The following is a 22,050-nucleotide window of genomic DNA, read 5'->3' on the forward strand; positions in this document are numbered from 1 at the left end:
GCAATGTCATTGAGATCGCTTTCCGGCATGAATAAGCAGTATCGCAACAAAAAAGCAGGCGCCTATTTCCCATCCCATGCCTCGACCATTTTCGCCCGTATACGCAGCTTTTCTTGCGGACTGGCGGAAAGGTAATTTGGAGCCAGGCCGCTTTCCCAATCGCCATAGCTGGGGTTGGGCAGCATAATGTATTTACGCCCGAAATCGCCCTGGTGGTGATTGACAAACTCGCGCCGCTGGGTGTTCAACTGATGATAAGGCTCGCCGCTAAAATCATTAAGATTATCGCCCACAAAAACGGTGATGTCGTAACCTTGCCGCTGCAGAGCATCGAATCGTCCAGCCTTATTTGAACTGCCGCCAGCGGGTTTCAGCAATAAGGTTTGCGCCGAAACATCGGCGAATCCCAATGCCTTGAGGTTATCGGCGGTTGCCTGGTAATCCCGCTCGTCACGGTTGGAGACGTAAAAAATTCGGCCGCCGTGGGCAATAACATAATGAGAAAAATCCACCGCGCCTGGTAATGCCCTGGCTTGTCGGGCTTGTGTCCAACGGCTCCAGGTTGGCCCGCTGAACGGCTGATGTTGTTGAATCTGCCAGCCGGCATAGGCGCTATTATCGAGCATCGTCTCATCCAAATCCACCACCACCGCCTTTTTCAAACCATGCTTAGCCACGGACTGATCAAAGGCCATCTCGGCGGCGTTGAACGCCTGAAAGGAGAGCGCGCGGTACTCGCCAGACTGTTGCATCCAATTGACCGCCAGCACGCTTTGGTCGGTCAGGCGCTGCTGCCCGTTATCGGCCTTCGTTGCCGGCGAATGTGAAACGCACCCGCCGATGGTCAGGCCCAGGGTTATAACTATCATGCTGAAATAGCGAAGAGACTGGGGCATAGCGTGTTTATCCTGTTGTGCGGGCCACGGGTCGGGTACCCCTGTTCATTGCCCTGTCGCCGTTATCCGTTTTCTTGCATGCTGATGTTGCCACGCCGTTGGTGGCGTTCGGTGGCCGCCGTGATGCAATATGAATTATTTAGACTACATAATTATAAACAGATTATCATTAATCAATGCAATCATACGGCTGCTTGTCAAAATCACTGTTCGGCGTCAGCTCGATTATCGCACCGTGATCGGATACCGTGCGGTCGGCGCGGTATCCGCGTATTCGGGGAGCCGGCCGCCGAGGAAGCGTGGCATAAACGGGTTTCCCCCAGGCTTGAAAAGACCTCACTGGGTTAGGCCAGACCTGTCCCCTTGAACCCGAAACTTTGTCAGAAATTGTAAAACCGCCCGCTGGCGATCGCTTTACGGCAAGGTCATTTCTACGCTTAAAAGGGACTTTTTTGCAGGAGACAACGAGATGAAATGGCGAGTCGTCCTTTTGTTGTCGGGCTGTCTGCTTTTGTCGGGCGGACAAGGAATCGCAGCCGAACTTAAGGTAACCACATTGCAAACCGATCTGGATCATCCCTGGTCGTTGGCCTTTTTACCGGGAGAGGCGGGGATGCTCATCACCGAGCGGGTCGGACGGTTGCGCTATTGGTCGCCGAGCACCTCCCTTTCCGCGCCTATCGAAGGGGTACCGGCCGTTTATGCCCGAGGGCAAGGGGGCTTGTTCGATGTGGTTTTGGCGCCGGATTTTATCCAATCGCGGCGGGTTTATCTTAGCTATGCCGAACAAGGTAAAGATGATGCCGGTACGGCTGTGGGTTATGGCCGTTTATCGGATGACAACCGACGCTTGTCCGATTTTAACGTCATATTCCGTCAGCAACCGAAGCTGTCCGTCGGGGAGCATTTTGGGGGACGTCTGGTGTTTGATCGCCAAGGCTATCTGTTTATTAGCCTGGGTGAAAATAATCGCCGGCCCACCGCGCAAGATCTTACTAAGCATCAGGGTAAAATCGTCCGCTTGACCGCTGAAGGGGATGTGCCCCCGGATAATCCTTTTGTTCATGACGAAAATGCCCGACCGGAAATTTGGTCGCTTGGCCATCGTAACCCCCAGGGAATGGCGATCAACCCCTGGACGGGCGTTCTCTGGGAAGACGAACATGGCCCGAAGGGCGGTGATGAGGTAAACATCATTGCCAAAGGCGCCAATTTCGGGTGGCCGATAGCGACTTACGGCATCAACTATTCCGGTTTAAAAATTCCGGAGGCCAAGGGTGAAACGGTGGCGGGAACGGTGCAACCTATCTGGTATTGGCAAAAATCACCGGCAATAAGCGGTATGGCATTTTATAATGCCGAACGTTTTCCCGCCTGGCGGCATTCGTTATTTATCGGCGCGCTCAAACAACAGGCGCTGCTTCGCTTGATCCTTGACGGCGACAAGGTTGTGTCGGAAGAACGCCTGCTGATGAATCTCGGCAAGCGTATTCGTGATGTGCGGGTCGGCCCCGACGGCTATGTCTACGTGCTGACTGATGAGCGGGACGGTAGTCTGCTCAAGTTGGGGCTGGAATGATGCTCGTTGCCCTCGGGGCCGGATTCGCCGGCCGGGCCGTTCATTAACCGGATATGTCGGTTGCGGGCCCTCGTGCGCCGAGGTGGCGATACCTCGGCGCGCGGCCGTTCAGATAAAGGGTGTCATTACCCTGGCTTGAAAAGCCGTTCTGGCCGAAATGGCATCATACCAGCGTTGCAACGCATTGCGAGGTTTGCGGGGAATATCCATATTGAACCAATGGTAAGCGAAACAGCCGATGGGAATATCACCCATGCTAAAATCGATGCCGGAAAAATAATGCTGTTTTGCCAATGCGTTTTCAGCAATATCAAAGAGACCCTCGCAGGTTTCAATACCAACCTCAATCCGTTTTGTATCCTGCTTGCCGGCGGGCGTTTGCACAACATGAAAAAACAACGGTTGCAGCGCCGGCGCCAGCGTGGACAATGTCCAGTCCATCCATTTCTCCGATATCGCCCGGGATAGGGGATCACGAAGCGGCCAGATATTCTGGCCATAGCGGGCCGCTAAGTAACGCACGATAGTGTTGGATTCCCACAATACCAGATCATTTACGTCATCCTGCAAGCAGGGGACCAGACCGTTGGGGTTTAGGGAAAGAAACAAGGGCTCTTTATTTTTGCCGTATTCCCCTCCTGCGGGAATAAAGTTATAGATAAGTTCAAGTTCGGCCGCACACCATAATACTTTTTTAACATTTATAGAGTTTTCACGACCCCAGATAGTGAGCATTGTACCCTCTCAGCGTTGACATGTACCAATAAAGGCTGGGTTAATACGGCGACTCCAGCGGAGCACCAAAGCACAAAGCGGTATCAATAAAATTATCTTAACGGCTTTGGGAAAACAATATACTGCAAATAATTCCAGCCGCATTGCGGCGGTACATTAAGTGGTAAATTTGTCAGGAAAGACCCTGAGCCGCCAAAACGGGCCGTGGGTGAAGGTCAGGGTGGCTGTTCATGCCTTTCCAGGGCGTAGACAAGATGGCGTGGCCGGGAGGAAAACAGCCAATAAAAAGCGGCATGGAGTATGCCGATTATCAATATGCTTAGATGAAACTGGCATATACAACGCCGATCGGCAGATAGGATGGCGAAGTAGAATACTTTTGTTTGCTATTCTACAATACCGTGATTGAAAAAGTTAACCGATAAAGTAAAACGATATTTTATTCTGAAATTCTATTTTATTAGGGAATTTGAAATAATTTTTGATAAAGTGTGTCTCCATCAATGATTGTGTAACACGGGTTATACTCTTACACGCGAATCGAAGTATCGAGAGTATATATTCCTCATGAAGGATATTCATTACTATGGTGGTTTTAAAATTTTTGCGCGGTTTATTTATTGTCGGGCTTTTTGCTGTCGGGTTGCATACGGCACAGGCAAATAGCGATCCCAAGACCATTGTGTTCGGCGTTGCGCCCGGCCCCTATGGGGATATGGTCAATCAGGCCATCAAACCCGAGCTGGCCAAAAAAGGGTATAAAGTCATTGTGAGGGAATTTAGCGATTATGTGCAACCGAATATCGCCCTGGCCAATGGCAGCATCGACGCCAACCTGTTTCAACATACATTGTATCTACAAAAGTTCGCCGCTGATAAAGGCCTTAAAATCTCGGGACTGATTACGGTACCCACAGCCAGTATGGGTTTCTATTCCCACAAAATCACGCAACTTGATCAACTCAAAGCAGGGGATATTATCACTTTGTCCAGCGACCCGACCAATCTGGCCCGTGGTTTGCGTTTTCTGGTCAAGTTGGGTTTGATTACCATTAAAAGCGATATTGATCCGACCAGGGCCTCTGAACATGATATTGCACAAAATCCGCGTGGTCTGGTGTTCAAACCGCTGGATGCCGCACAATTGCCCCGCACATTGGATAGTGTCGCCGGGTCGCTGGTGAACGGCAATTTCGCTATCGCCGCCGGTTTGAAGCTGTCCAGCGCCTTGGCGCTGGAAACCTTGGATGAAAATCTCAAGAATGTCATTGCCGTGCGCAGCGAAGATCAGGATAAGCCTTTCGTCAAGGATATTAAGGCCGCGGTACAATCCCCGGCATATGCCGCCGTGATAAATAATCCCGCCGGCGAATTCAGCCAGTTCCAGAAACCTGACTGGATGCGGGTATCCCATCCTTAAAAAACAATCTCGCGCGGCCTGGTCCGCCGAGAGTCTTCTGTCTTGATTGAAAAGGATGGAACTGGCGAACGATGATCGAGCTAGACCATATCAGTGTGGATTTTAGTCGGGCGAAACAACAAGTGACCCGAGCCGTGGATGATGTCAGCTTGAGGATAGGCAAAGGCGAAGTCTACGGCATAGTGGGCGCCAGCGGCGCGGGCAAAAGTACGTTGTTGCGTGTTATCAATATGCTACAACGGCCGAGCGCCGGCACTGTCAACGTCAATGGGGTGCGCATGGATGTGCTTCGCGGCGCGGACTTGCGTCGGCAGCGGCAATCCATTGGGATGATTTTTCAGCATTTCAATTTGATGCATACCCGCACGGTGGCGAGCAATGTGGCTTTCAGCTTGCGAGCCGCTGGCAAATCCTCCACGGAAATCGCCCGCAGGGTTCCTGAGATCCTGTCCATGGTGGGACTGGAAGAGAAAGCCCGTGCGTTGCCGGCGCAATTGAGCGGCGGCCAGAAACAGCGGGTGGGTATCGCCCGCGCCATCGCCAATCAGCCGGCGGTGTTGTTATGCGATGAACCGACATCGGCCCTTGACCTGGAAACCTCGTCGTCCATATTGGACTTGCTAAAAGAAATCAATAGCCGCTTGGGGATCACCTTGGTGCTGATTTCCCACGAAATGACCGTTATCAAAAGTGTTTGCGACAGGGTGGCGGTGATGACTGGCGGCAAAGTGGTGGAGGAGGGCGATGTATTCGATGTTTTCGCCACTCCCCGCCATGATTTCACTCGTCAATTGGTCTCGCATACCTTTAATTTGGAACTGCCTCCCCGACTGATGCGGGATTTGCGCGGTACCTTGCTGAAAATCACGTTCGTCGGCGCCTCGGCCGAACAGCCGGTCCTTTCGGAGGTTGCAATTCGATTTGGCGTTTCGGTGAATATCCTGCATGGGAAAATCGAATACATCAACCATCGCGCCCTGGGATTATTGGTGGCGTTGCTGACGCATCCTGATCGGCCGGAACAGGTGGCCGCCGCGGTGGCCTATATTCGGCAAAATACGGCGCAAACGGAGGTGCTGCATGGCTGACTTATGGCTTGATTTGGTGACCGCCTTTGGCGAAACCCTGCAAATGGTCGGCATCGCCGCTCTTTTTTCCCTGATTGGCGGTTTACCTTTGGGTGTGATGATTTTTGTGACCGACCGACATTTGTTTTGGCAAAACCGCCCGCTCTATCTGACGGGTACCGTGCTGGTCAATATGATCCGTTCTATTCCGTTCGTGATTCTGCTGGTCTTGCTATTGCCGCTGACCCAATTATTGCTGGGCAACACCATCGGCCCGGTAGCGGCGTCCGTGCCGTTATCGGTGGCGGCCATTGCCTTTTACGCCCGGTTGGTGGACAGTGCCTTACGGGAAATAGACCCGGGCATTATCGAAGCCGCCGAGGCCTTCGGCGCCGGCCCGCTACGCATTATCCTCACTGTGTTGTTGCCTGAGTCGTTGGCCGGGTTGCTGCGCGGCCTGACCATAACACTGGTGAGCCTTATCGGCTATTCCGCCATGGCGGGCATTGTGGGCGGCGGCGGCGTGGGCGACCTGGCCATCCGTTTCGGCTATTACCGCTATGAGACGCGAGTCATGATTATCACTGTCGTGGTGTTAATTGTTTTGGTGCAAATCGTTCAGGTTGCCGGCGACTGGCTGGCCCGGCGCGCCGACAGACATGGCCGGCGTTAATTCGCCAGATCCCTTCCCTCCTTCTTTCTTTGTGACGGCCCCGGTCGCGTGGGCCGCTACGCTGCCGCGGGCTTGCCTCCACAATTGGCCTGAATCGGCAAAATACGCCGCGAACCCTTGCTCGGACAGGGGGGGGACGGGAGGCGGGCACGATTCGCATGTAAAAAGAGCTGAAAAATTCTTGTCGTTGAGGCAAAGTTAAGAAACATTGCATATATACTCGGCATACTTCGAGTTCACCCCTTTGCTGGCCAGGTTCGCATGCGTTTCCGACCAAGCTGTCGCGGCCTTGCCGCCGCGATGCAACTCGATGTATTTAGAGTATACTCAGCTCGTTTGAGCATGCGGGCAGCACTGGAAGCCGTTCTTTGCCTGTTATGCCCGATCCGCTACCGTGAGTAACGCGGTAACCATTTTTTGAATGGATACTCTGGTCACGTCATGAAGAATCTTGCTCTTAAATCTCACTGTTATGCGCTGACCTTTAGCGCCTTATTCGTTCTCTCCGTCCCCGTCGCCGAGGCGGACACGGTTCCCGGCGTGCCGGATGTCAACGCCAAAGCCTATATCCTGATGGACTACCAAAGCGGCAAGGTTCTGGCGCAATCCAACGCCGATGAACGGCTGGATCCCGCCAGCCTGGCCAAAATCATGGCAAGTTATGTCATTGGGCAAGCCATTAAGGCCGGTAAAATCAAACCCGATGATAAAGTCACCATTGGTCGCGATGCCTGGGCTACCGGAAATCCGCAATTACGCGGTTCGTCCCTGATGTTCCTTAAGCCCGGCGAGCAGGTTTCCGTCGCCGATCTGAACAATGGTATCGTGGTGCAGTCCGGTAATGACGCCAGTATCGCCCTGGCCGACTATGTTGCCGGCAGCCAGGACGCGTTCGTCAATCTGATGAACAAATATGCGGATGTGCTGGGGTTGAAAAATACGCATTTCCTGACCGTCCATGGCCTGGACGCCGATGGGCAATACAGCACCGCGCGCGATATGGCCATTCTTAGCCAGGCGTTGATACGCGACGTCCCGGACGAGTATGCGCTAAACAAGCAAAAAGAGTTCACTTTCAATAAGATCAAGCAACTCAATCGTAACCGGTTATTGTGGAGTAGCAGTTTCAATGTCGACGGTATCAAGACCGGTTACACCAGCGGAGCCGGCAACAGCCTGGTGGCGTCGGCCACCAACGACGGCATGCGGCTGATTTCGGTTGTACTGGGCGCCCCTACCGACAGTGGACGATTTCGCGATAGTGAAAAGCTCCTGACCTGGGGGTTTCGCTTTTTCGAAACGGCAACGCCTATCGCCGCGAATCGTCCCTTCACGCAACAGCGGGTCTGGTATGGTAATCGCAGCGAAGTTGATCTCGGGGTGGATAAGGACGCCGCGGTAACCTTGCCCAAAGGGCAAATGAAAAATCTCAAAGCCACCTTTACCCTGAATACGCCCACCCTTGAGGCGCCGTTGGTTCGTAATCAGGTGGTGGGCACCATCGACTTTCAGTTGGATGGCAAGATGATTGAGCAACGGCCATTGGTTGCGCTGGAAGATGTACCGAAAGGCAATATCTTCCGCCAGATCTGGGATTGGCTTTTGCTGAAACTGCATAACTTACTCTGATGCTATTCTTGATGATTCACGTTGCCTCGCGGCGGCAGGCTCGCGTTATCCTGGTTGGGAACGCCGCCCACTCAAGAGGCGACGTGAAGTATGACGCGCTTTCACCTTTTGCGTCGACGACCCTCCTCACGGGGAGGGGGGCGCCGCCCGCTGGCGATTACCATAATTTGTAAAGGATAGCGCCCAATGAAATCAATCCGATCGCCCAGACAAAGTAGTTAATCGGCGCGCCGCGGTAGGCGGCGAGTGCCGGTACCTTTTCAATGGCGTACATGGGTAACAGGAAAAGCAGCAAGGCGATAATCGGGCCGCCCATCAATTCAATGATATCGAGAATGCCGGGGTCTACCGTGGCGGTAAGCCAGGCGGTGGCAAACATGAAACCTCCGGTGATGCGCCGAAGCGTTGTGGGCGCGGCTTGATGGCCGCAGGCGCGTATTGCCCGGTCCAATAAGCCGGAAAATCCTTCGCAGGCACCAAGGTAATGCCCGAAAAAGGATTTGGCGATGGCCACTAGCGCCACCAGCGGCGCCATGAGCGCTATGAGCGGCGTGTTGAAGTGATTGGCCAGGAAGGTCAAAATCGTCACATTTTGTTCTTTCGCTTCGGCTAGATGCTCTGGCGATAAGCTGAGAACACAGCTAAAAACAAAAAACATTACCGTCAAAACCATGAGAATATTGCTTATCAGTAATATTCTTGAGCATTTGCGCTCCGCGTCTTTACCATACTCCCCCTTTTTCGCGATGGCGAACGCGGAAATAATAGGCGAATGATTAAAGGAAAAAACCAGTACAGGCACCGCCAGCCATAAGGTATTCAATAATCCGGAGTAGTCATTTCTGCCGGCGAACAGTTGTTGATGAAATATTTCCGTATTCCAATAAGGAATCAAGTAAACCGCCAAAAACATCAATACCGCCACAAAAGGGAATACCAGAATACTCATCACTTTAATGATGGCATTTTTGCCCAGCCGGATGATGGCCATCAAGCCCGCCAGCAATGATAACGATAGGAGATATCTCGGCGGCGCGGTTAAGTGCCATTGATGGATGATGATGTTCTCGACGGTATTCGTGATGGCGACGCTGTAAATCAGCAGAATCGGGTAGATAGCGAAGAAATAAAGCACTGTGATCAGATTTCCCGCCCGTGAACCGAAATGCTGCTCGACGACGTCGTTGATATCGCGGCATTCCGGTCCTCCCGACAACACCAGGCGGCACAGCCCGCGGTGGGCGAAAAACGTCATTGGAAAGGCAAGCAGCGCCATTATCAATAACGGCAGAAAACCGCCAACGCCGGCATTGATGGGTAGAAAGAGCACGCCTGCGCCGATCGCCGTGCCATAAAGGCTCAGCATCCAGACAGAATCCGATTTGCGCCACGCTAATGCGGTTTCGCGGCCGGCGACCGCCAGCGTACTGAATTGCGTCGTATTCATCTTTTCTCCGGGGTAAAACGGGGCGGGGTGTAAAAACACCCTGCTTGAACTATTACCTATTCAAAACTTTATTGCGAGGAATTGAAATATCAATGACATCGCGTCTCTTTGGATGACCCGGCGGTATACTATATTAATTAAACGGACACTTCATGAGGTAAAGCCGTTTTTTTTGAAGCCCGTCGATTCTTTTTGCCACCAAAGAAACCTCTCGTTTATTCTTCGCCCGCGTTAATTACGGGAATCGATAATAGAAAACCGCCAATGGCATCGAGGCGACTTTCTTTTAGTAAATTTCGATTATTGATGCATGAATAAGCGAATTTTGAAATTTTTTGCCAGGAAAATATCTCCTGTCTATTATCTATGCGGCTTGGTGGCGACCCGGTATCGGTTGATGATATCAAGTTATCCCGGTCATACATTATCTTGCCTGGTATCGGCATAACGCGATCCCTCACTGGGGGCCTTCATGGCGGGCCACCGGCAATCGCGTTCATATTGCCTGCGACGATGTTCTCCTTCCCGCGCGCCCTTCGGTTTTTCCGCGCTGTCCTTGTCCAGACCGGCTATATCAATACGCTAAATACACCGAGCGGCTTGGCGGCGGCAAGGGGGCGATAAATTCGTCGGGAACGCATTTTAACCGCCAACGGCGGGCCTCCGGCGAGAGACAGGATGTCTTACATCCTCCCAGGAACATGGCTGGCTGGGGCGAGCGGGCATAGCCAACAAAACGGCAAATGAAGGTATGACGGGTCTATATCCCCTTTGCTGGGAAGGGCTCCAAGTGTCAGGTTGTGACCTATGCCGGGATTTGTTAGGTGAACAGTGTTATAACGGCCAATAAAAAACCCGAAAGTCTTGAACCTGAATAAGGCGGGACTATCGGGCTCCTCAATTTGGGGACATCAAAGAAAAGCAGTGGCATCAATTGAGACTCATGTGCGCAAAAAAAGTTCGCAGTGGCCTCAAAAATTTCCATCCGTTAATAAAATTGTTATCTCCGTAGGCGGCCCCGGCACCGCGACGGCATATCCGCGGTGCCGGGGCCGCCCACAACTTGCACCGTCAATGGCGGGCCTCGGTGAGAGACGGGATGTTCTTATCGTCCCCAGGCGCATCCTGACGTATGGACAATGTGTTGCTGGGGGGAGAACGCTGGCAATGAAGCGGCAATCCGGGATATGGCGGCTGTAAAACGCCTCGCCCGGCCTATCTCCATTGTTGACGATTATTAATGTTATCGACGATCCGCGGCGGAGGTAGGAAAAAACCGAAATTGGCGTTGTTATGTTATCGCAGATGTTATTTATCGTTCATTGAAATAACGGGGGAGTCTTCCTCGCCGTAAGGGAGCTTAACGTGAATCGAAAAATATCGACGAAAAAAAAATCAATTGAATGACACGCTTGTCGTTAGCCAATGTATTATCGCTGTCTGTGGATTTTTTTTTGTATCCTGATTTATAACAAAATGTGATCGGCTTTTAACAACCTCGATACGTTACTAATCACTGCCGATAACGATATTGTTACTAGCAACTATTTGATATTAATGAATTTATCCGCTATATTGATTGCTGTGAATCAGGGCGTCCTTTTGTGGTATGCGATGAGTTTATGTTTGCCGGGGTGCCCACAACGCTAAATGCCGTCCCGATAATTATCCCATTTAACTTTATTAATTAAAGGGATTAAAGCTGATCGTAATAAAGCGGTTTTGCCGGAAAGCATGATTTCTCGCTGCAGTTTGTATACCAGACACTTATGGCATGTACCAGAGGGTGTTGGAACAGGGCAAAAGATGGGAGGCGGAAATGACGATAAATCGTATTAGGGCCGGAACCATAAGCAGCGCTGTATTGTTTCTGGTTGTGTTCGCCAGCCAGGAGAGCGGGTTTGTTGTGGAGAGCGCCAAACAACATGGCGCCGCACTGGGGTTGTTGTTGTTTTTATTGCCGGGTATCATCGGCAGCCTGTTGTCGCCTGAGCACAAGATAATGGGCCCGCTCGCCGGCGTCCTGCTGATGTTTCCGGTGTGCCTGCTGCTTTTTAATTTGGGCGCATCTTCGCATTATACGCTTTGGTATCAGTTCACCTATTTATTAAGCGCGGTGTTCTGGTGCGCCTTCGGGGCGCTGGGATGCTATTTCGTTGTGGAAATGTTCACACGGCCGTTGCTTTAAAACAGAGGGAAGACAGGATCGCGCGGGAGGGCGACGCCGTCCGCGGACGGGGGATGCCGGTCCGCGAAACAGGACTTGTGGTTACTGTTGCTGGTAAAGGCTGAGATGTTCCTTGGCATAGGCTTCGAAATCCGTGCATCCGCCGATATGCACCTGATCGATGAAAATCTGCGGTACGGTTTCCACCGGCTTGCCGACTGTTTTTGACAAATCGGCTTTAGTGATCCCCTCAGCATGGATGTCGACATAACGGAAGGAAAAGTCGTCTCGTTCATCGGTCAGTTTTTCCGCCAATTGTTTAGCGCGCACACAATATGGGCATCCCGGACGTCCGAAAATGACAGCAAACATATTCACTCCTTAAGCTTCAAATTGACAATGGCAACGAATTGGTTAAAGCCGCTACGTTTTATTGTTACCCCTTACTATGCCTGTGACCTGCGTCAAAAAAAAGCAGTAATTGCCTTTCGGTTTGATGGCCGACGCCTATCTGGCCGCTGCCGTCACGGCGCGTCGGCGTGTCGCTAAAACATTGCTCGACCGGAATGCGTCCCGGGATTATTATCAGGCGGATTTTGCCGACAAGTCAGGATACTGTGTGAAAATTGCCATCCTTTCCCGCGACGGTTCCCTTTTCTCCTGCAAGCGCCTAAAGGAAGCCGCCGAAGCGCGTCATCATTGCGTGGACGTCATCGATCCGCTTTCCTGCTACATGAATATCAACCGCGATTCGCCGTCCATACACTATCGGGGGAAGCGCCTTGCGGCCTATGATGCCGTGATCCCACGGATAGGCACCGCCATGACCTTTTATGGCACCGCCGTGTTGCGCCAGTTTGAAATGCTGGGCGCCTATCCCCTCAATGATTCCGCTGCCATTACCCGCGCGCGGGATAAGCTGCATTCCCTGCAATTGCTGGCCGGAAAAGGTATCGATTTGCCCATCACCGGGTTTGCCGATTCCCCCGACGATACCGGCGACCTCATCGCCATGGTGGGCGGGGCGCCGCTGGTGGTCAAGCTGGTGGAGGGCACGCAGGGTATCGGCGTGGTCTTGGCGGAAACATCCCAGGCCGCCAAGAGCGTCATCGACGCGTTTCGCGGATTGAAGGCCCAGTTTTTGGTGCAAGAGTATGTCCGCGAAGCGCGGGGCCGGGATATCCGCTGCCTGGTGATAGGGGATAATGTCGTCGCGGCCATTGAACGTCAGGCGCAGGCGGGGGAATTCCGCTCCAACTTGCATCGCGGCGGTTCGGCGCAGAAAATCGACATTACCGACAGCGAGCGTGAAATCGCCGTCAAGGCGGCCGCCATACTGGGCTTGAAAGCCGCCGGGGTGGATATACTGCGCGCCGACCGCGGGCCGCTGGTGATGGAGGTCAATGCCTCGCCGGGGTTGGAGGGAATAGAAACCGCGACGGGGGTGGATATCGCCGGCAAAATGATCCGTTATATCGAACTGCAGCGCTCAATCCCTCGCACCCCTTAATCCGCCGTCAATGGCAACGCGGTGCGGTATTTTCGGAATTTGCCCGTCCCACCGGACGGTAAGTGGTTCAGAATGGCGGGCTGACGGGAGGAAATCCTTAAAATCAATACGATGAAAGCGGAAAATGGATTGTTGGCAAGAAAGGATAGGATGTCAATTTTTGCCAATGAAGGGATTTGATGTAAATTACTGCGTCAGGCCATAGCGCCTTCGATGAATATTCCGTAAGCTATGCCCCGTTTCGATTTCCAATTTGAGGTTGGCGTTATGGATTCACTTGTTGTCCCGGATCTCGATATTCTTAGACGCTGGTTAGCCAAGTTAAGCCTGTCGTTCTTTGAATGCGACTCATGTCAGGCATTGCATTTACCGCATATGCAAAATTATGATGGCATTTTTGATGCAAAAATCGATTTGATAGATAATGTTATTTTGTTCTCCGGGCTTGCTGAAGTACGCCCCACGGCGTTGATCGCGCTGGTGGGCGACCTGAGCCAGATTAACGCCAGCTCCCTCACCGTTAAGGCGTTTATCGATATATAAGATGATAACCTGCCGAAATTGGTGGCCTGTCAGTCGCTGAGTGTTGAAACGGGGGTCACTTTCGGCCAGTTCCGCTATTTTATGCAGCAGGCGGAGGAACAGGTATCCATGCTGATATTGGAAGCGCGGGCCAACGATCTGTTATTTATCGAAGAAGAAGAACCCCCGATGGAACAAAAGCATACAGTACCGGTTATTCATTAGCCCGCCGTTATCCGCCTTTGAGTAGCGGGCCTGATGTCCCTTCTTTTTTTCCGTATTGCTAGTCGTCATATTTCAAGAAGTCCCGGCATTGGCCGCGACGCTTACCCCAGTGATGGATGAAACCTATCCCAACGCTCTCCTGGACCGTGACGGCTCACGCCGCGTGGGGCGAGGCTTCCCGCTGCTTGGGCGGCAACGGCCCCTAGGGCGGATTTACGCTGGCGGCCATGGGCAGTACGACTTTCCGCCGCCGGCGATTTTAATATGCCTCAGGGTGTCGTCGAATAACTTTATTGTTATATTAATTATGAATAAATAATCTATTAAATTCATTTTTTTTGCAGATCACTGGCGTAGCCAAGTCGCTGCGGTTATGCTTGCGATGCTGCTCTGGATCATTAGGGAATAAGGTAGTGTACGCCATTGTTCCCGGCGTATCGGGTGAATAATAATTGTTCTCGGTATTCCATCAGCCGCTGCACTTTAATGGGGCATTGTGTTTCGGATGTGATGCACATGGCTTTTTCTCATCTTCTGGGGTTTGGAGGAGGCAACGGATGTTGACCCAAGGTAAAAAATGGCTGACCGGTATGGCCGCCGGGCTATTGATGGTTGCGTCTGTCACCGCGACAGCGGCGGAACAAAAAGTATTGCATGTTTATAACTGGTCGGACTATATCGCGCCGAATACCGTGCCGGATTTTGAAAAGCAGACCGGTATCAAAGTCGTATACGATGTGTTTGATTCCAATGAAGTGCTGGAAGGTAAACTGATGGCCGGCAGCACCGGTTTCGATATCGTTGTGCCTTCGGCCAGTTTTCTGGAGCGCCAATTGACCGCCGGCGTATTCCGTCCGCTGGACAAAAGTAAGCTGCCTAATTATAAAAATCTCGATCCTGACCTGTTGAAATTAATCAGTCGGCACGATCCGGGCAACAAATACGCCATCCCTTACATGTGGGCCACCACCGGTATTGCTTATAATGTCGATAAAGTTAAAGCGATTCTGGGGGAAAATGCGCCGGTTAACAGTTGGGATCTGGTGTTGAAACCGGAAAATCTGGCCAAGCTGAAAAGTTGCGGCGTGTCCTTCCTTGATGCGCCTTCGGAGATCTTCGCCACGGTATTGAACTATCTAGGCAAAGATCCCAACAGCGCCAATCCCGCCGACTATACCGGGCCGGCGACCGATTTGCTGCTCAAGCTGCGTCCGAGCATTCGGTATTTCCATTCATCGCAATATATTAACGATTTGGCCAATGGCGACATTTGTGTGGCCATCGGCTGGGCCGGCGATGTCATGCAGGCGGCCAATCGCGCCAAAGAAGCGAAAAATGGCGTGAATATTGCTTATAGTATCCCTAAAGAAGGCGCACTGGCCTTTTTCGATGTACTGGCCATCCCCGCCGATGCCAAAAATGTTGATGAAGCCTATCAGTTCATGAACTACCTGATGGATCCCAAAGTGATAGCCAATGTCAGCAATCAGATCTTCTATGCCAACGGTAATAAAGCGGCGACGCCTTTCGTGGATGCGGCGGTACGCGATAATCCCGGCATTTATCCGCCGCCGGATGTGCGCGCCAAGCTCTTTACCCTCAAAGTCCAGCCGCCGAGCATCGATCGCGTGATAACCCGTGCCTGGACCAAGGTGAAAAGCGGTAAGTAGCACCGTCTGCGCGGGCGTGGACATTTTAACCGACAGGCGGCTTAAACCCCCGCCTGTCATGCTTTTTCAGAAACGGCTACCTTGGAAGGGGGCCGTTTTCCTCTTTTCGGAGAAACATGTCAGTGAATGATGCAACACCCCGCCCGCAACCTAAAAATCAAAACATGGTTACGCCATTGCTGGAAATACGCAATCTGACCAAAACATTTGACGGGCAGTTGGCGGTGGATGATGTCAGTTTGACCATCTATAAAGGGGAAATGTTTGCTTTACTGGGTGCGTCCGGTTGCGGCAAATCCACGTTGCTGCGTATGCTGGCGGGTTTTGAGCAGCCTACCCACGGCCAGATTGTGCTGGATGGCCAGGACTTGGCCAATATGCCGCCTTACCAGCGTCCCATTAATATGATGTTCCAGTCTTATGCGCTTTTTCCCCATATGACGGTGGCGCAAAATATCGCTTTCGGGCTCAAGCAAGACCGACTGCCGCGCGTGGAAATTAAACAACGGGTGGATGAGATGCTGGCCATGGTGCATATGCGCGAATTTACCGATCGCAAGCCGCACCAGCTCTCCGGCGGTCAACGGCAGCGCGTGGCCTTGGCCCGCAGCCTGGCCAAACGTCCTAAGCTGTTGCTGCTGGACGAACCCATGGGCGCATTGGATAAAAAGTTGCGTGATCGTATGCAGCTTGAGGTGGTTGATATTCTTGAACGGGTCGGGGTGACCTGCGTCATGGTCACCCATGATCAAGAAGAGGCCATGACCATGGCGGGCCGCATCGCCATCATGAACCGCGGTAAATTCGTGCAAATAGGCGAACCGGAAGACATCTACGAGCATCCCAACAGCCGCTTTAGCGCGGAATTTATCGGTTCGGTCAATATGTTTGAAGGGCTGCTCACGGAACGGCGCGACGAATCGTTGATTATGCATAGCCCGGCCATGACGCATCCGCTACAGGTCAATTCCGATGTCTCGGTATTGGACGGCGTGCCGGTGCATATCGCGCTGCGTCCTGAAAAAGTCATGTTGTGCGATGACGCGCCGGCGGACGGTTATAACTTCGCGACCGGGGACGTGGTGAATATCGCCTATCTCGGCGATTTGTCCATTTATCACGTACGGCTGGCCAGCGGGCAGATCATCAGCGCGCAATTGCAGAATGCCCACCGGTTCCGCAAGGGCGCGCCCACATGGGGAGATGAGGTTCGCCTGTGCTGGGATGCGGACAGCTGCGTCGTGCTGACGGTTTGAGCGGAGGAAAAACATGATGGTTCCCCTTGAAAAAAAAACCGTTCGCCCGGCAAGCGGTGGGTATCGCTTCTCCCGCCGGCTGGCGCGGCTACAGATGCGCCATGGCCGCAAAGGTGTCGTTTTCCTGCCCTATCTCTGGCTGTTACTGCTGTTTTTGCTGCCGTTTCTGATTGTCTTTAAAATCAGCCTGGCGGATATGGCCCGCGCCATTCCACCTTATACCGACCTCATCGGCTGGGCAGATGGCAAATTAGACATCACGCTGAATATCGGCAACTTTTTGCAATTGCTCAGTGATCCGTTATATATCGAATCTTATCTGCAATCCCTACAGGTGGCGGCCATCTCCACAGGTATTTGCCTGTTAATCGGCTACCCGGTGGCTTGGGCGGTGGCGCACAGCCGGCCATCAACGCGGAATATTCTTTTATTGCTGGTCATTCTGCCGTCCTGGACCTCGTTTCTTATCCGTGTCTACGCATGGATGGGGATACTCAAGGAAAATGGCGTGCTGAATAACGTCTTATTGTGGCTTGGCGTTATTGATCAGCCGCTGGTTATCCTGCATACCAATTTGGCGGTGTACATCGGCGTGGTCTACGCTTATTTGCCTTTCATGGTGTTGCCGATTTATACCGCGTTAACCCGGCTGGACTATTCTTTGGTGGAGGCGTCTCTGGATCTTGGCGCGCGGCCGCTGAAAACCTTTTTTCAGGTGATTGTGCCATTGACCAAGGGCGGAATCATTGCCGGTTCGATGTTGGTGTTTATTCCGGCGGTGGGGGAGTATGTGATACCTGAGCTGCTTGGTGGACCGGACAGCATCATGATAGGTCGCATCCTCTGGCAGGAATTTTTCAATAACCGCGACTGGCCGGTGGCGTCGGCGGTGGCGGTGGTCATGCTGGTGCTGCTTATCGTCCCCATCATGTGGTTCCATAAACATCAAAACAGACAGGAAGAGGAACAGGCATGAATAATTTGCCCGTGGTCCGCTCCGCATGGCGCATCGCGATTTTGGCGGTGGGCTTCGCGTTTTTGTATGCGCCGATGCTGATGCTGGTGATCTACTCGTTCAACAGTTCCAAATTGGTCACGGTATGGGCAGGCTGGTCAGTACGCTGGTATGGGGTGCTGGTCCATGATGACGCAATGATAAGCGCGGTGACGCTTAGCCTGTCCCTGGCGGCGGCCACCGCCACCATGGCGGTCATACTGGGCACGCTGGCGGCGGTGGTCATCGTCCGGTTCGGCCGTTTTCGCGGTTCAGACCTGTTCGCGTTTATGCTGACCGCTCCACTGGTGATGCCCGATGTCATCACCGGCCTGTCGCTACTGTTGCTGTTTGTGGCAATGGGACATGCCATCGGCTGGCCGGCCGAGCGCGGTGTTTTGACCATCTGGCTGGCTCAGGTGACGTTTTGTTGCGCTTATGTGGCGGTGGTAGTCAATTCACGGTTGCGCGAGCTGGATCAATCCCTTGAAGAAGCGGCCATGGATCTGGGCGCAACGCCTATCAAAGTCTTCTTCGTCATCACCTTGCCGATGATTGCGCCGGCGATTATCAGCGGCTGGCTGCTGGCGTTTACCTTGTCTTTGGATGACCTGGTCATTGCGAGTTTTGTCGCCGGCCCAGGATCGACAACCTTGCCGATGTTGGTGTTTTCCAGTGTGCGGATGGGGGTTAACCCGGAAATCAATGCCCTGGCCACGATTATCTTGGGCGTAGTGGGCATTATCGGTCTGTTTGCCTGGTGGTTGATGGCGCGCAGCGACAAGCAACGGCGGTTGGATCGGCAACGGGCCGCCCGTGGTTGAGATTGTATCGCCGCTGTCTTCGCGTCGGCCTTATTGCGCGGCTTGTCAGACAGGCCGCCCCGGCGCAGTTCTTCGCGTCCCGCATTGGGCGGAGGTTTCGCCTCTAAGCTAGATGATTTGTCCGCGCGGACGGTGTTACAATGCGCGGCCTAACCGTTTCCTCTGTCTACTAATGAATTGCGAATTATTTAACTCAGAACAATGCCGTTCCTGCCAATGGCTGGCGAAACCTTATGCTCAACAACTGTTGGACAAGCAGGCTGATTTGGCCGAGATCCTAAGCGGTCTAACGGTGGCGCGGTGGCTTGAGCCGGTGTCATCGACCCAGGCGTCTTTCCGTTATAAAGCCAAAATGGTGGTGGGCGGTAGTGTCGAGCGCCCTTCGCTGGGAATGTTGTCCGCCGGGGGCGAACCGGTGGACTTAAGCGAATGTCCGCTTTACCCGCCCGCTTTCGCGCCGGTGTTCGCCTTGCTGAAAACCTTTATTGGCCGTGTCGGTTTGACCCCTTATCAGGTGGGACGCCGACGTGGAGAATTAAAGTTCGTTCTTCTGACCGCCAGCAGTTATAACGGGGACATGATGCTGCGTTTCGTGCTGCGCTCCGAAAATAAGCTGGCCGCGTTACGCGCGCATCTGCCGTGGCTGCAAGAGCGGATTGCGGCGCTACGGGTCGTCTCGGTCAACATTCAGCCGGTGCATATGGCCATTTTGGAAGGAGAAACGGAAATTCTCCTGACGGAACAAATTGCCTTGGAGGAACGGCTAAATGATGTGCCGCTGTTTATCCGGCCCCGCAGTTTTTTCCAAACCAACCCGGAAATCGCCGCCCGCTTGTACCAAACCGCCCGCGAGTGGGTTAGCGAACTGGCGATAACCGGTCTATGGGATTTGTTTTGCGGCGCGGGGGGATTTGGTTTGCATTGCGCCGGCGCGCGCACCCGGCTGACCGGGATCGAAATCAGCGCCGACGCTATCGCCAGCGCCCGGCAGTCGGCCGAAATCATGGGGTTGCGCCAGGTCGGCTTTCAGGCGTTGGATTTGGCCCGCTTCGCTGACAGTCGCGATGACGGGCCGGATCTGGTGCTGGTGAATCCGCCGCGACGCGGTATCGGCGAGGACTTGTGCCATTATCTTGAGCGACTGGCGCCGCCATGGATTCTCTATTCCAGTTGCCAGGCCAACAGCCTGGCAAGGGACGTGCGGGCTTTGCCATCCTACCGGATAGACAAAGCGCAGCTCTTTGATATGTTCCCGCACACCGCCCACTATGAGACGTTGGCGTTGCTTAGCCGCCGCGCTTAATTACGCCGCTCGAATCGCAGGGCGCGGTATTCGATAAGCCGCATCAATAGCGTCAGAATGCCGTTAACGCAGAGATAGATAACCCCGGCCGCGCCAAAAACCATCACGTCATAGGTGCGGCCATACAGTAATTGGCCGTGTCCCATCACGTCTAATAAAGTGATGGTATAGGCCAGCGATGTGCTCTTGAACACCAGTACCACTTCATTGGAATAGGCGGATAATGCGCGTTTGACGGCATACGGCATCAACAGACGCAGGGATTGCCAACGCGACATCCCCAGGGCGGCGCAGGATTGCCATTGTCCAGCCGGGATGGCGCGCATGGCGCCGGCGAAAAGCTGAGTGCTGTAGGCCGCGCTGTTAAGCGCCAGCGCCGTCATGGCGCAGAGCCAGGGCTGCGAAACCAGGGACCATAGCCAGGGAATGGCGCGCAGGGCGGCGAACTGGCCGGGCCCGTAATAAATCAGGAAAATCTGCACCAACAGCGGCGTACCGGTGAATAGCGTAATGTATATTTTCACCAGCGGCATCAGCAACGGGACTTTCAGGCTGATGATCACGGTAAACAGCAGCGCCAGCAACAGCGCGATGAGGATGGCGCAGGCCGTCAGGGACAGGCTGACCGGCAGTCCTTTCAGCAGCTCCGGAAAATAGGCCGGCATCAGGAAGCCCTCGTTTCAAAGCGCGTTGTCCGCCGCTCAATGGCGCGCAGGATAATCTGGCTCAGCAGCGTGATGATCAGGTACACCGCCGCGGCGATGAGATACCAGGTGAACGGCTGTTGCGTGAAATTCACGATGCTTTTGGTTTGCAGCATCAGATCGTTGACGCTTATCAGCGATACCAGCGCGGTGTCCTTCAACAGTACCAGCCATTGATTGCCCAGACCGGGCAGGGCGTGTCGCCACATTTGCGGCATAATCAGCCGGAAAAAAATCGTCCGCTTACCCATGCCCAGCGTCTGTCCCGATTCCCATTGCCCGCGCGGTATGGCCTTTAACGCGCCGCGCAAGGTTTGCGACGCATAGGCCGCGTAGAGCAGCGCCAACGCGATAACCCCGCACAGAAAGGGGCTGACATTGATTTCGTTTGGCAGGCGAAGGGCGAGGACGGTGGAACCCAGATGCAGGGTCACCCCGTCTGACAGCGACAGCAACAGCTGCGCCGCGCCGAAATAGATAAACAAAACCACCAGGATTTCCGGCAGACCGCGCAATACCGTGACCACGCCGGCGCCAAGCAAACCCAGCCAGCGCCAGCGCACGGATTCCCATGCGGCGAAACACATTGCCAACAGCAGGCCGACCGCCAGCGCGGACACTGCCAGCCCGAGGGTTGTCCCGGCGGCGCTGGCTATAGGATAAAATTCAGTCATGGAGCCGAATTATTTCTGAAACCATTTCTGATAGAGGGTCTGATAGGTCCCGTCCTGCCTGATCTTGTTCAACGCGGTGTTGAATTGATTTACCAACGCCTGGTTGTCCTGGCGTACCGCGATGCCCAGGCCCGTTCCAAAATAGTTCTTGTCGGTAATCTTGTCGCCCACCGTCGCCAAATCGGCGTCTTTCTTCAGCCATTCGTTAACCACGGCGGTATCGCCGAATACCGCGTCCAACCGGCCGTTTTTCAGATCGAGAATGGCATTCTGATAGCTATCGTAGGGAACGGCGGTGATCTCCGGATGTTTGTCTTGGAGAAATTTTTGGTGGGTTGTGCCATTCTGAATACCGACGCGCTTTCCTTTCAGCGAGGCCAAATCGGCGTATTTGCCTTTTTGCGCAATAAAAATCGCCGAGTTTTCATAGTAAGGCTGGGTGAACGCCACTTGCTTGAGACGTTCCGGCGTAATATCCATTCCGGAGATGATCGCATCGAAACGGCGGAATTTCAGGCTCGGGATCAGGCTGTCAAAAGCCTGATTGGTAAAGGTGCATTGTGCCTGTATTTCTTTACACAACGCCTTGGCCAGGTCAATGTCGAATCCCTGAATGGCATTGTTGGCATCGACGAATTCAAATGGCGCGTAGGATGCTTCGGTAGCAAAACGGATAGTTTCGGCGGCGTTGGCGGCAGTGGTTAATCCGGCCAGTACGACGGCGGCGATCAGGATTTTTTTCATTTTTTTATCCA

The 22,050-nt window shown here is 53.4% G+C and carries 21 protein-coding genes; 14 read left to right on the forward strand and 7 right to left on the reverse strand.

Annotated features, from left to right (window positions below):
- Positions 1-62: 62 nt before the first annotated feature.
- The gene (locus FCN80_RS06025) at positions 63-896 is read right to left on the reverse strand and encodes a 5'-nucleotidase, lipoprotein e(P4) family (protein WP_136989038.1); all 834 of its coding nucleotides are present in this window, start codon (positions 894-896) and stop codon (positions 63-65) included.
- Between the two features lie 469 nt (positions 897-1,365).
- On the opposite strand from FCN80_RS06025, the gene FCN80_RS06030 reads away from it, so the two are divergent.
- A complete protein-coding gene (locus FCN80_RS06030; RefSeq protein WP_136989040.1) occupies positions 1,366-2,475 on the forward strand; it encodes a PQQ-dependent sugar dehydrogenase in 1,110 nt (369 codons plus the stop codon).
- 108 nt (positions 2,476-2,583) lie between these two features.
- On the opposite strand, the gene FCN80_RS06035 is transcribed toward FCN80_RS06030, so the two are convergent.
- The gene (locus tag FCN80_RS06035; RefSeq protein ID WP_136989042.1) at positions 2,584-3,210 is read right to left on the reverse strand and encodes a glutathione S-transferase family protein; all 627 of its coding nucleotides are present in this window, start codon (positions 3,208-3,210) and stop codon (positions 2,584-2,586) included.
- Between the two features lie 586 nt (positions 3,211-3,796).
- Here FCN80_RS06035 and FCN80_RS06040 point away from each other — a divergent pair.
- The 4 genes from FCN80_RS06040 to FCN80_RS06055 all read left to right on the forward strand — a co-directional run bounded on the left by FCN80_RS06040 (position 3,797) and on the right by FCN80_RS06055 (position 7,999).
- Positions 3,797-4,630 carry a MetQ/NlpA family ABC transporter substrate-binding protein gene (locus FCN80_RS06040; protein WP_136989043.1) on the forward strand — a complete coding sequence of 278 codons (834 nt, stop codon included), beginning with the start codon at positions 3,797-3,799 and terminating at the stop codon, positions 4,628-4,630.
- A 71-nt stretch (positions 4,631-4,701) separates the two neighbouring features.
- The gene (locus tag FCN80_RS06045; protein ID WP_136989045.1) at positions 4,702-5,718 is read left to right on the forward strand and encodes a methionine ABC transporter ATP-binding protein; all 1,017 of its coding nucleotides are present in this window, start codon (positions 4,702-4,704) and stop codon (positions 5,716-5,718) included.
- Complete coding sequence (locus tag FCN80_RS06050) at positions 5,711-6,370, forward strand: methionine ABC transporter permease (protein ID WP_136989047.1); 660 nt, start codon at positions 5,711-5,713, stop codon at positions 6,368-6,370. The genes FCN80_RS06045 and FCN80_RS06050 overlap by 8 nt, the downstream gene beginning before the upstream one ends.
- Before the next feature lie 441 nt (positions 6,371-6,811).
- A complete protein-coding gene (locus tag FCN80_RS06055) occupies positions 6,812-7,999 on the forward strand; it encodes a serine hydrolase (RefSeq protein ID WP_136989049.1) in 1,188 nt (395 codons plus the stop codon).
- A gap of 157 nt (positions 8,000-8,156) precedes the next feature.
- Here FCN80_RS06055 and FCN80_RS06060 read toward each other — a convergent pair whose 3' ends face one another.
- Complete coding sequence (locus FCN80_RS06060; protein WP_136989050.1) at positions 8,157-9,446, reverse strand: SLC5/6 family protein; 1,290 nt, start codon at positions 9,444-9,446, stop codon at positions 8,157-8,159.
- Positions 9,447-11,265: 1,819 nt separating this feature from the next.
- Here FCN80_RS06060 and ybjM point away from each other — a divergent pair.
- Positions 11,266-11,634, forward strand: coding sequence for an inner membrane protein YbjM (gene ybjM, locus FCN80_RS06070; RefSeq protein ID WP_170975327.1), 369 nt, complete (start codon positions 11,266-11,268; stop codon positions 11,632-11,634).
- Positions 11,635-11,715: 81 nt separating this feature from the next.
- Here ybjM and FCN80_RS06075 read toward each other — a convergent pair whose 3' ends face one another.
- The gene (locus tag FCN80_RS06075) at positions 11,716-11,985 is read right to left on the reverse strand and encodes a GrxA family glutaredoxin (protein ID WP_136989056.1); all 270 of its coding nucleotides are present in this window, start codon (positions 11,983-11,985) and stop codon (positions 11,716-11,718) included.
- A gap of 109 nt (positions 11,986-12,094) precedes the next feature.
- Between FCN80_RS06075 and rimK the strand changes: the two genes are divergently transcribed.
- From rimK to rlmC, 8 genes are all read left to right on the forward strand, one after another.
- The gene (gene rimK, locus FCN80_RS06080) at positions 12,095-13,123 is read left to right on the forward strand and encodes a 30S ribosomal protein S6--L-glutamate ligase (protein ID WP_306767849.1); all 1,029 of its coding nucleotides are present in this window, start codon (positions 12,095-12,097) and stop codon (positions 13,121-13,123) included.
- Between the two features lie 231 nt (positions 13,124-13,354).
- Positions 13,355-13,666, forward strand: a complete 312-nt coding sequence (locus tag FCN80_RS26710; RefSeq protein WP_230492518.1) for a YbjN domain-containing protein — start codon at positions 13,355-13,357, stop codon at positions 13,664-13,666.
- Between the two features lie 18 nt (positions 13,667-13,684).
- Positions 13,685-13,870, forward strand: coding sequence for a hypothetical protein (locus FCN80_RS26715; RefSeq protein ID WP_230492519.1), 186 nt, complete (start codon positions 13,685-13,687; stop codon positions 13,868-13,870).
- Between the two features lie 557 nt (positions 13,871-14,427).
- Positions 14,428-15,540, forward strand: a complete 1,113-nt coding sequence (potF, locus tag FCN80_RS06090) for a spermidine/putrescine ABC transporter substrate-binding protein PotF (RefSeq protein ID WP_136989058.1) — start codon at positions 14,428-14,430, stop codon at positions 15,538-15,540.
- Positions 15,541-15,656: 116 nt separating this feature from the next.
- Positions 15,657-16,796, forward strand: a complete 1,140-nt coding sequence (gene potG / locus FCN80_RS06095; RefSeq protein WP_170975328.1) for a putrescine ABC transporter ATP-binding subunit PotG — start codon at positions 15,657-15,659, stop codon at positions 16,794-16,796.
- 13 nt (positions 16,797-16,809) lie between these two features.
- Positions 16,810-17,772, forward strand: a complete 963-nt coding sequence (gene potH, locus FCN80_RS06100; RefSeq protein ID WP_306767850.1) for a putrescine ABC transporter permease PotH — start codon at positions 16,810-16,812, stop codon at positions 17,770-17,772.
- Entirely contained in the window at positions 17,769-18,614 is an 846-nt protein-coding gene (gene potI / locus FCN80_RS06105) for a putrescine ABC transporter permease PotI (protein ID WP_136989060.1), read from the forward strand. Before potH ends, potI begins: the two co-directional genes overlap by 4 nt.
- 172 nt (positions 18,615-18,786) lie before the next feature.
- The gene (gene rlmC / locus FCN80_RS06110) at positions 18,787-19,917 is read left to right on the forward strand and encodes a 23S rRNA (uracil(747)-C(5))-methyltransferase RlmC (RefSeq protein WP_136989062.1); all 1,131 of its coding nucleotides are present in this window, start codon (positions 18,787-18,789) and stop codon (positions 19,915-19,917) included.
- On the opposite strand, the gene artM is transcribed toward rlmC, so the two are convergent.
- From artM to artJ, 3 genes are read right to left on the reverse strand one after another with little or no spacing between them, the layout of a single operon-like run.
- Positions 19,914-20,582 carry an arginine ABC transporter permease ArtM gene (gene artM, locus FCN80_RS06115; protein ID WP_136989064.1) on the reverse strand — a complete coding sequence of 223 codons (669 nt, stop codon included), beginning with the start codon at positions 20,580-20,582 and terminating at the stop codon, positions 19,914-19,916. The two genes, rlmC and artM, sit on opposite strands and share 4 nt — an antisense overlap.
- The gene (gene artQ, locus FCN80_RS06120) at positions 20,582-21,295 is read right to left on the reverse strand and encodes an arginine ABC transporter permease ArtQ (protein WP_136989066.1); all 714 of its coding nucleotides are present in this window, start codon (positions 21,293-21,295) and stop codon (positions 20,582-20,584) included. The genes artM and artQ overlap by 1 nt, the downstream gene beginning before the upstream one ends.
- Before the next feature lie 9 nt (positions 21,296-21,304).
- Positions 21,305-22,039: an arginine ABC transporter substrate-binding protein gene (artJ, locus tag FCN80_RS06125; RefSeq protein WP_136989067.1), complete on the reverse strand. Its 735-nt coding sequence runs from the start codon at positions 22,037-22,039 to the stop codon at positions 21,305-21,307.
- Positions 22,040-22,050 lie beyond the last annotated feature (11 nt).

Source organism: Martelella alba (genome assembly GCF_005217455.1).
GTDB lineage: Bacteria > Pseudomonadota > Gammaproteobacteria > Enterobacterales > Enterobacteriaceae > Acerihabitans.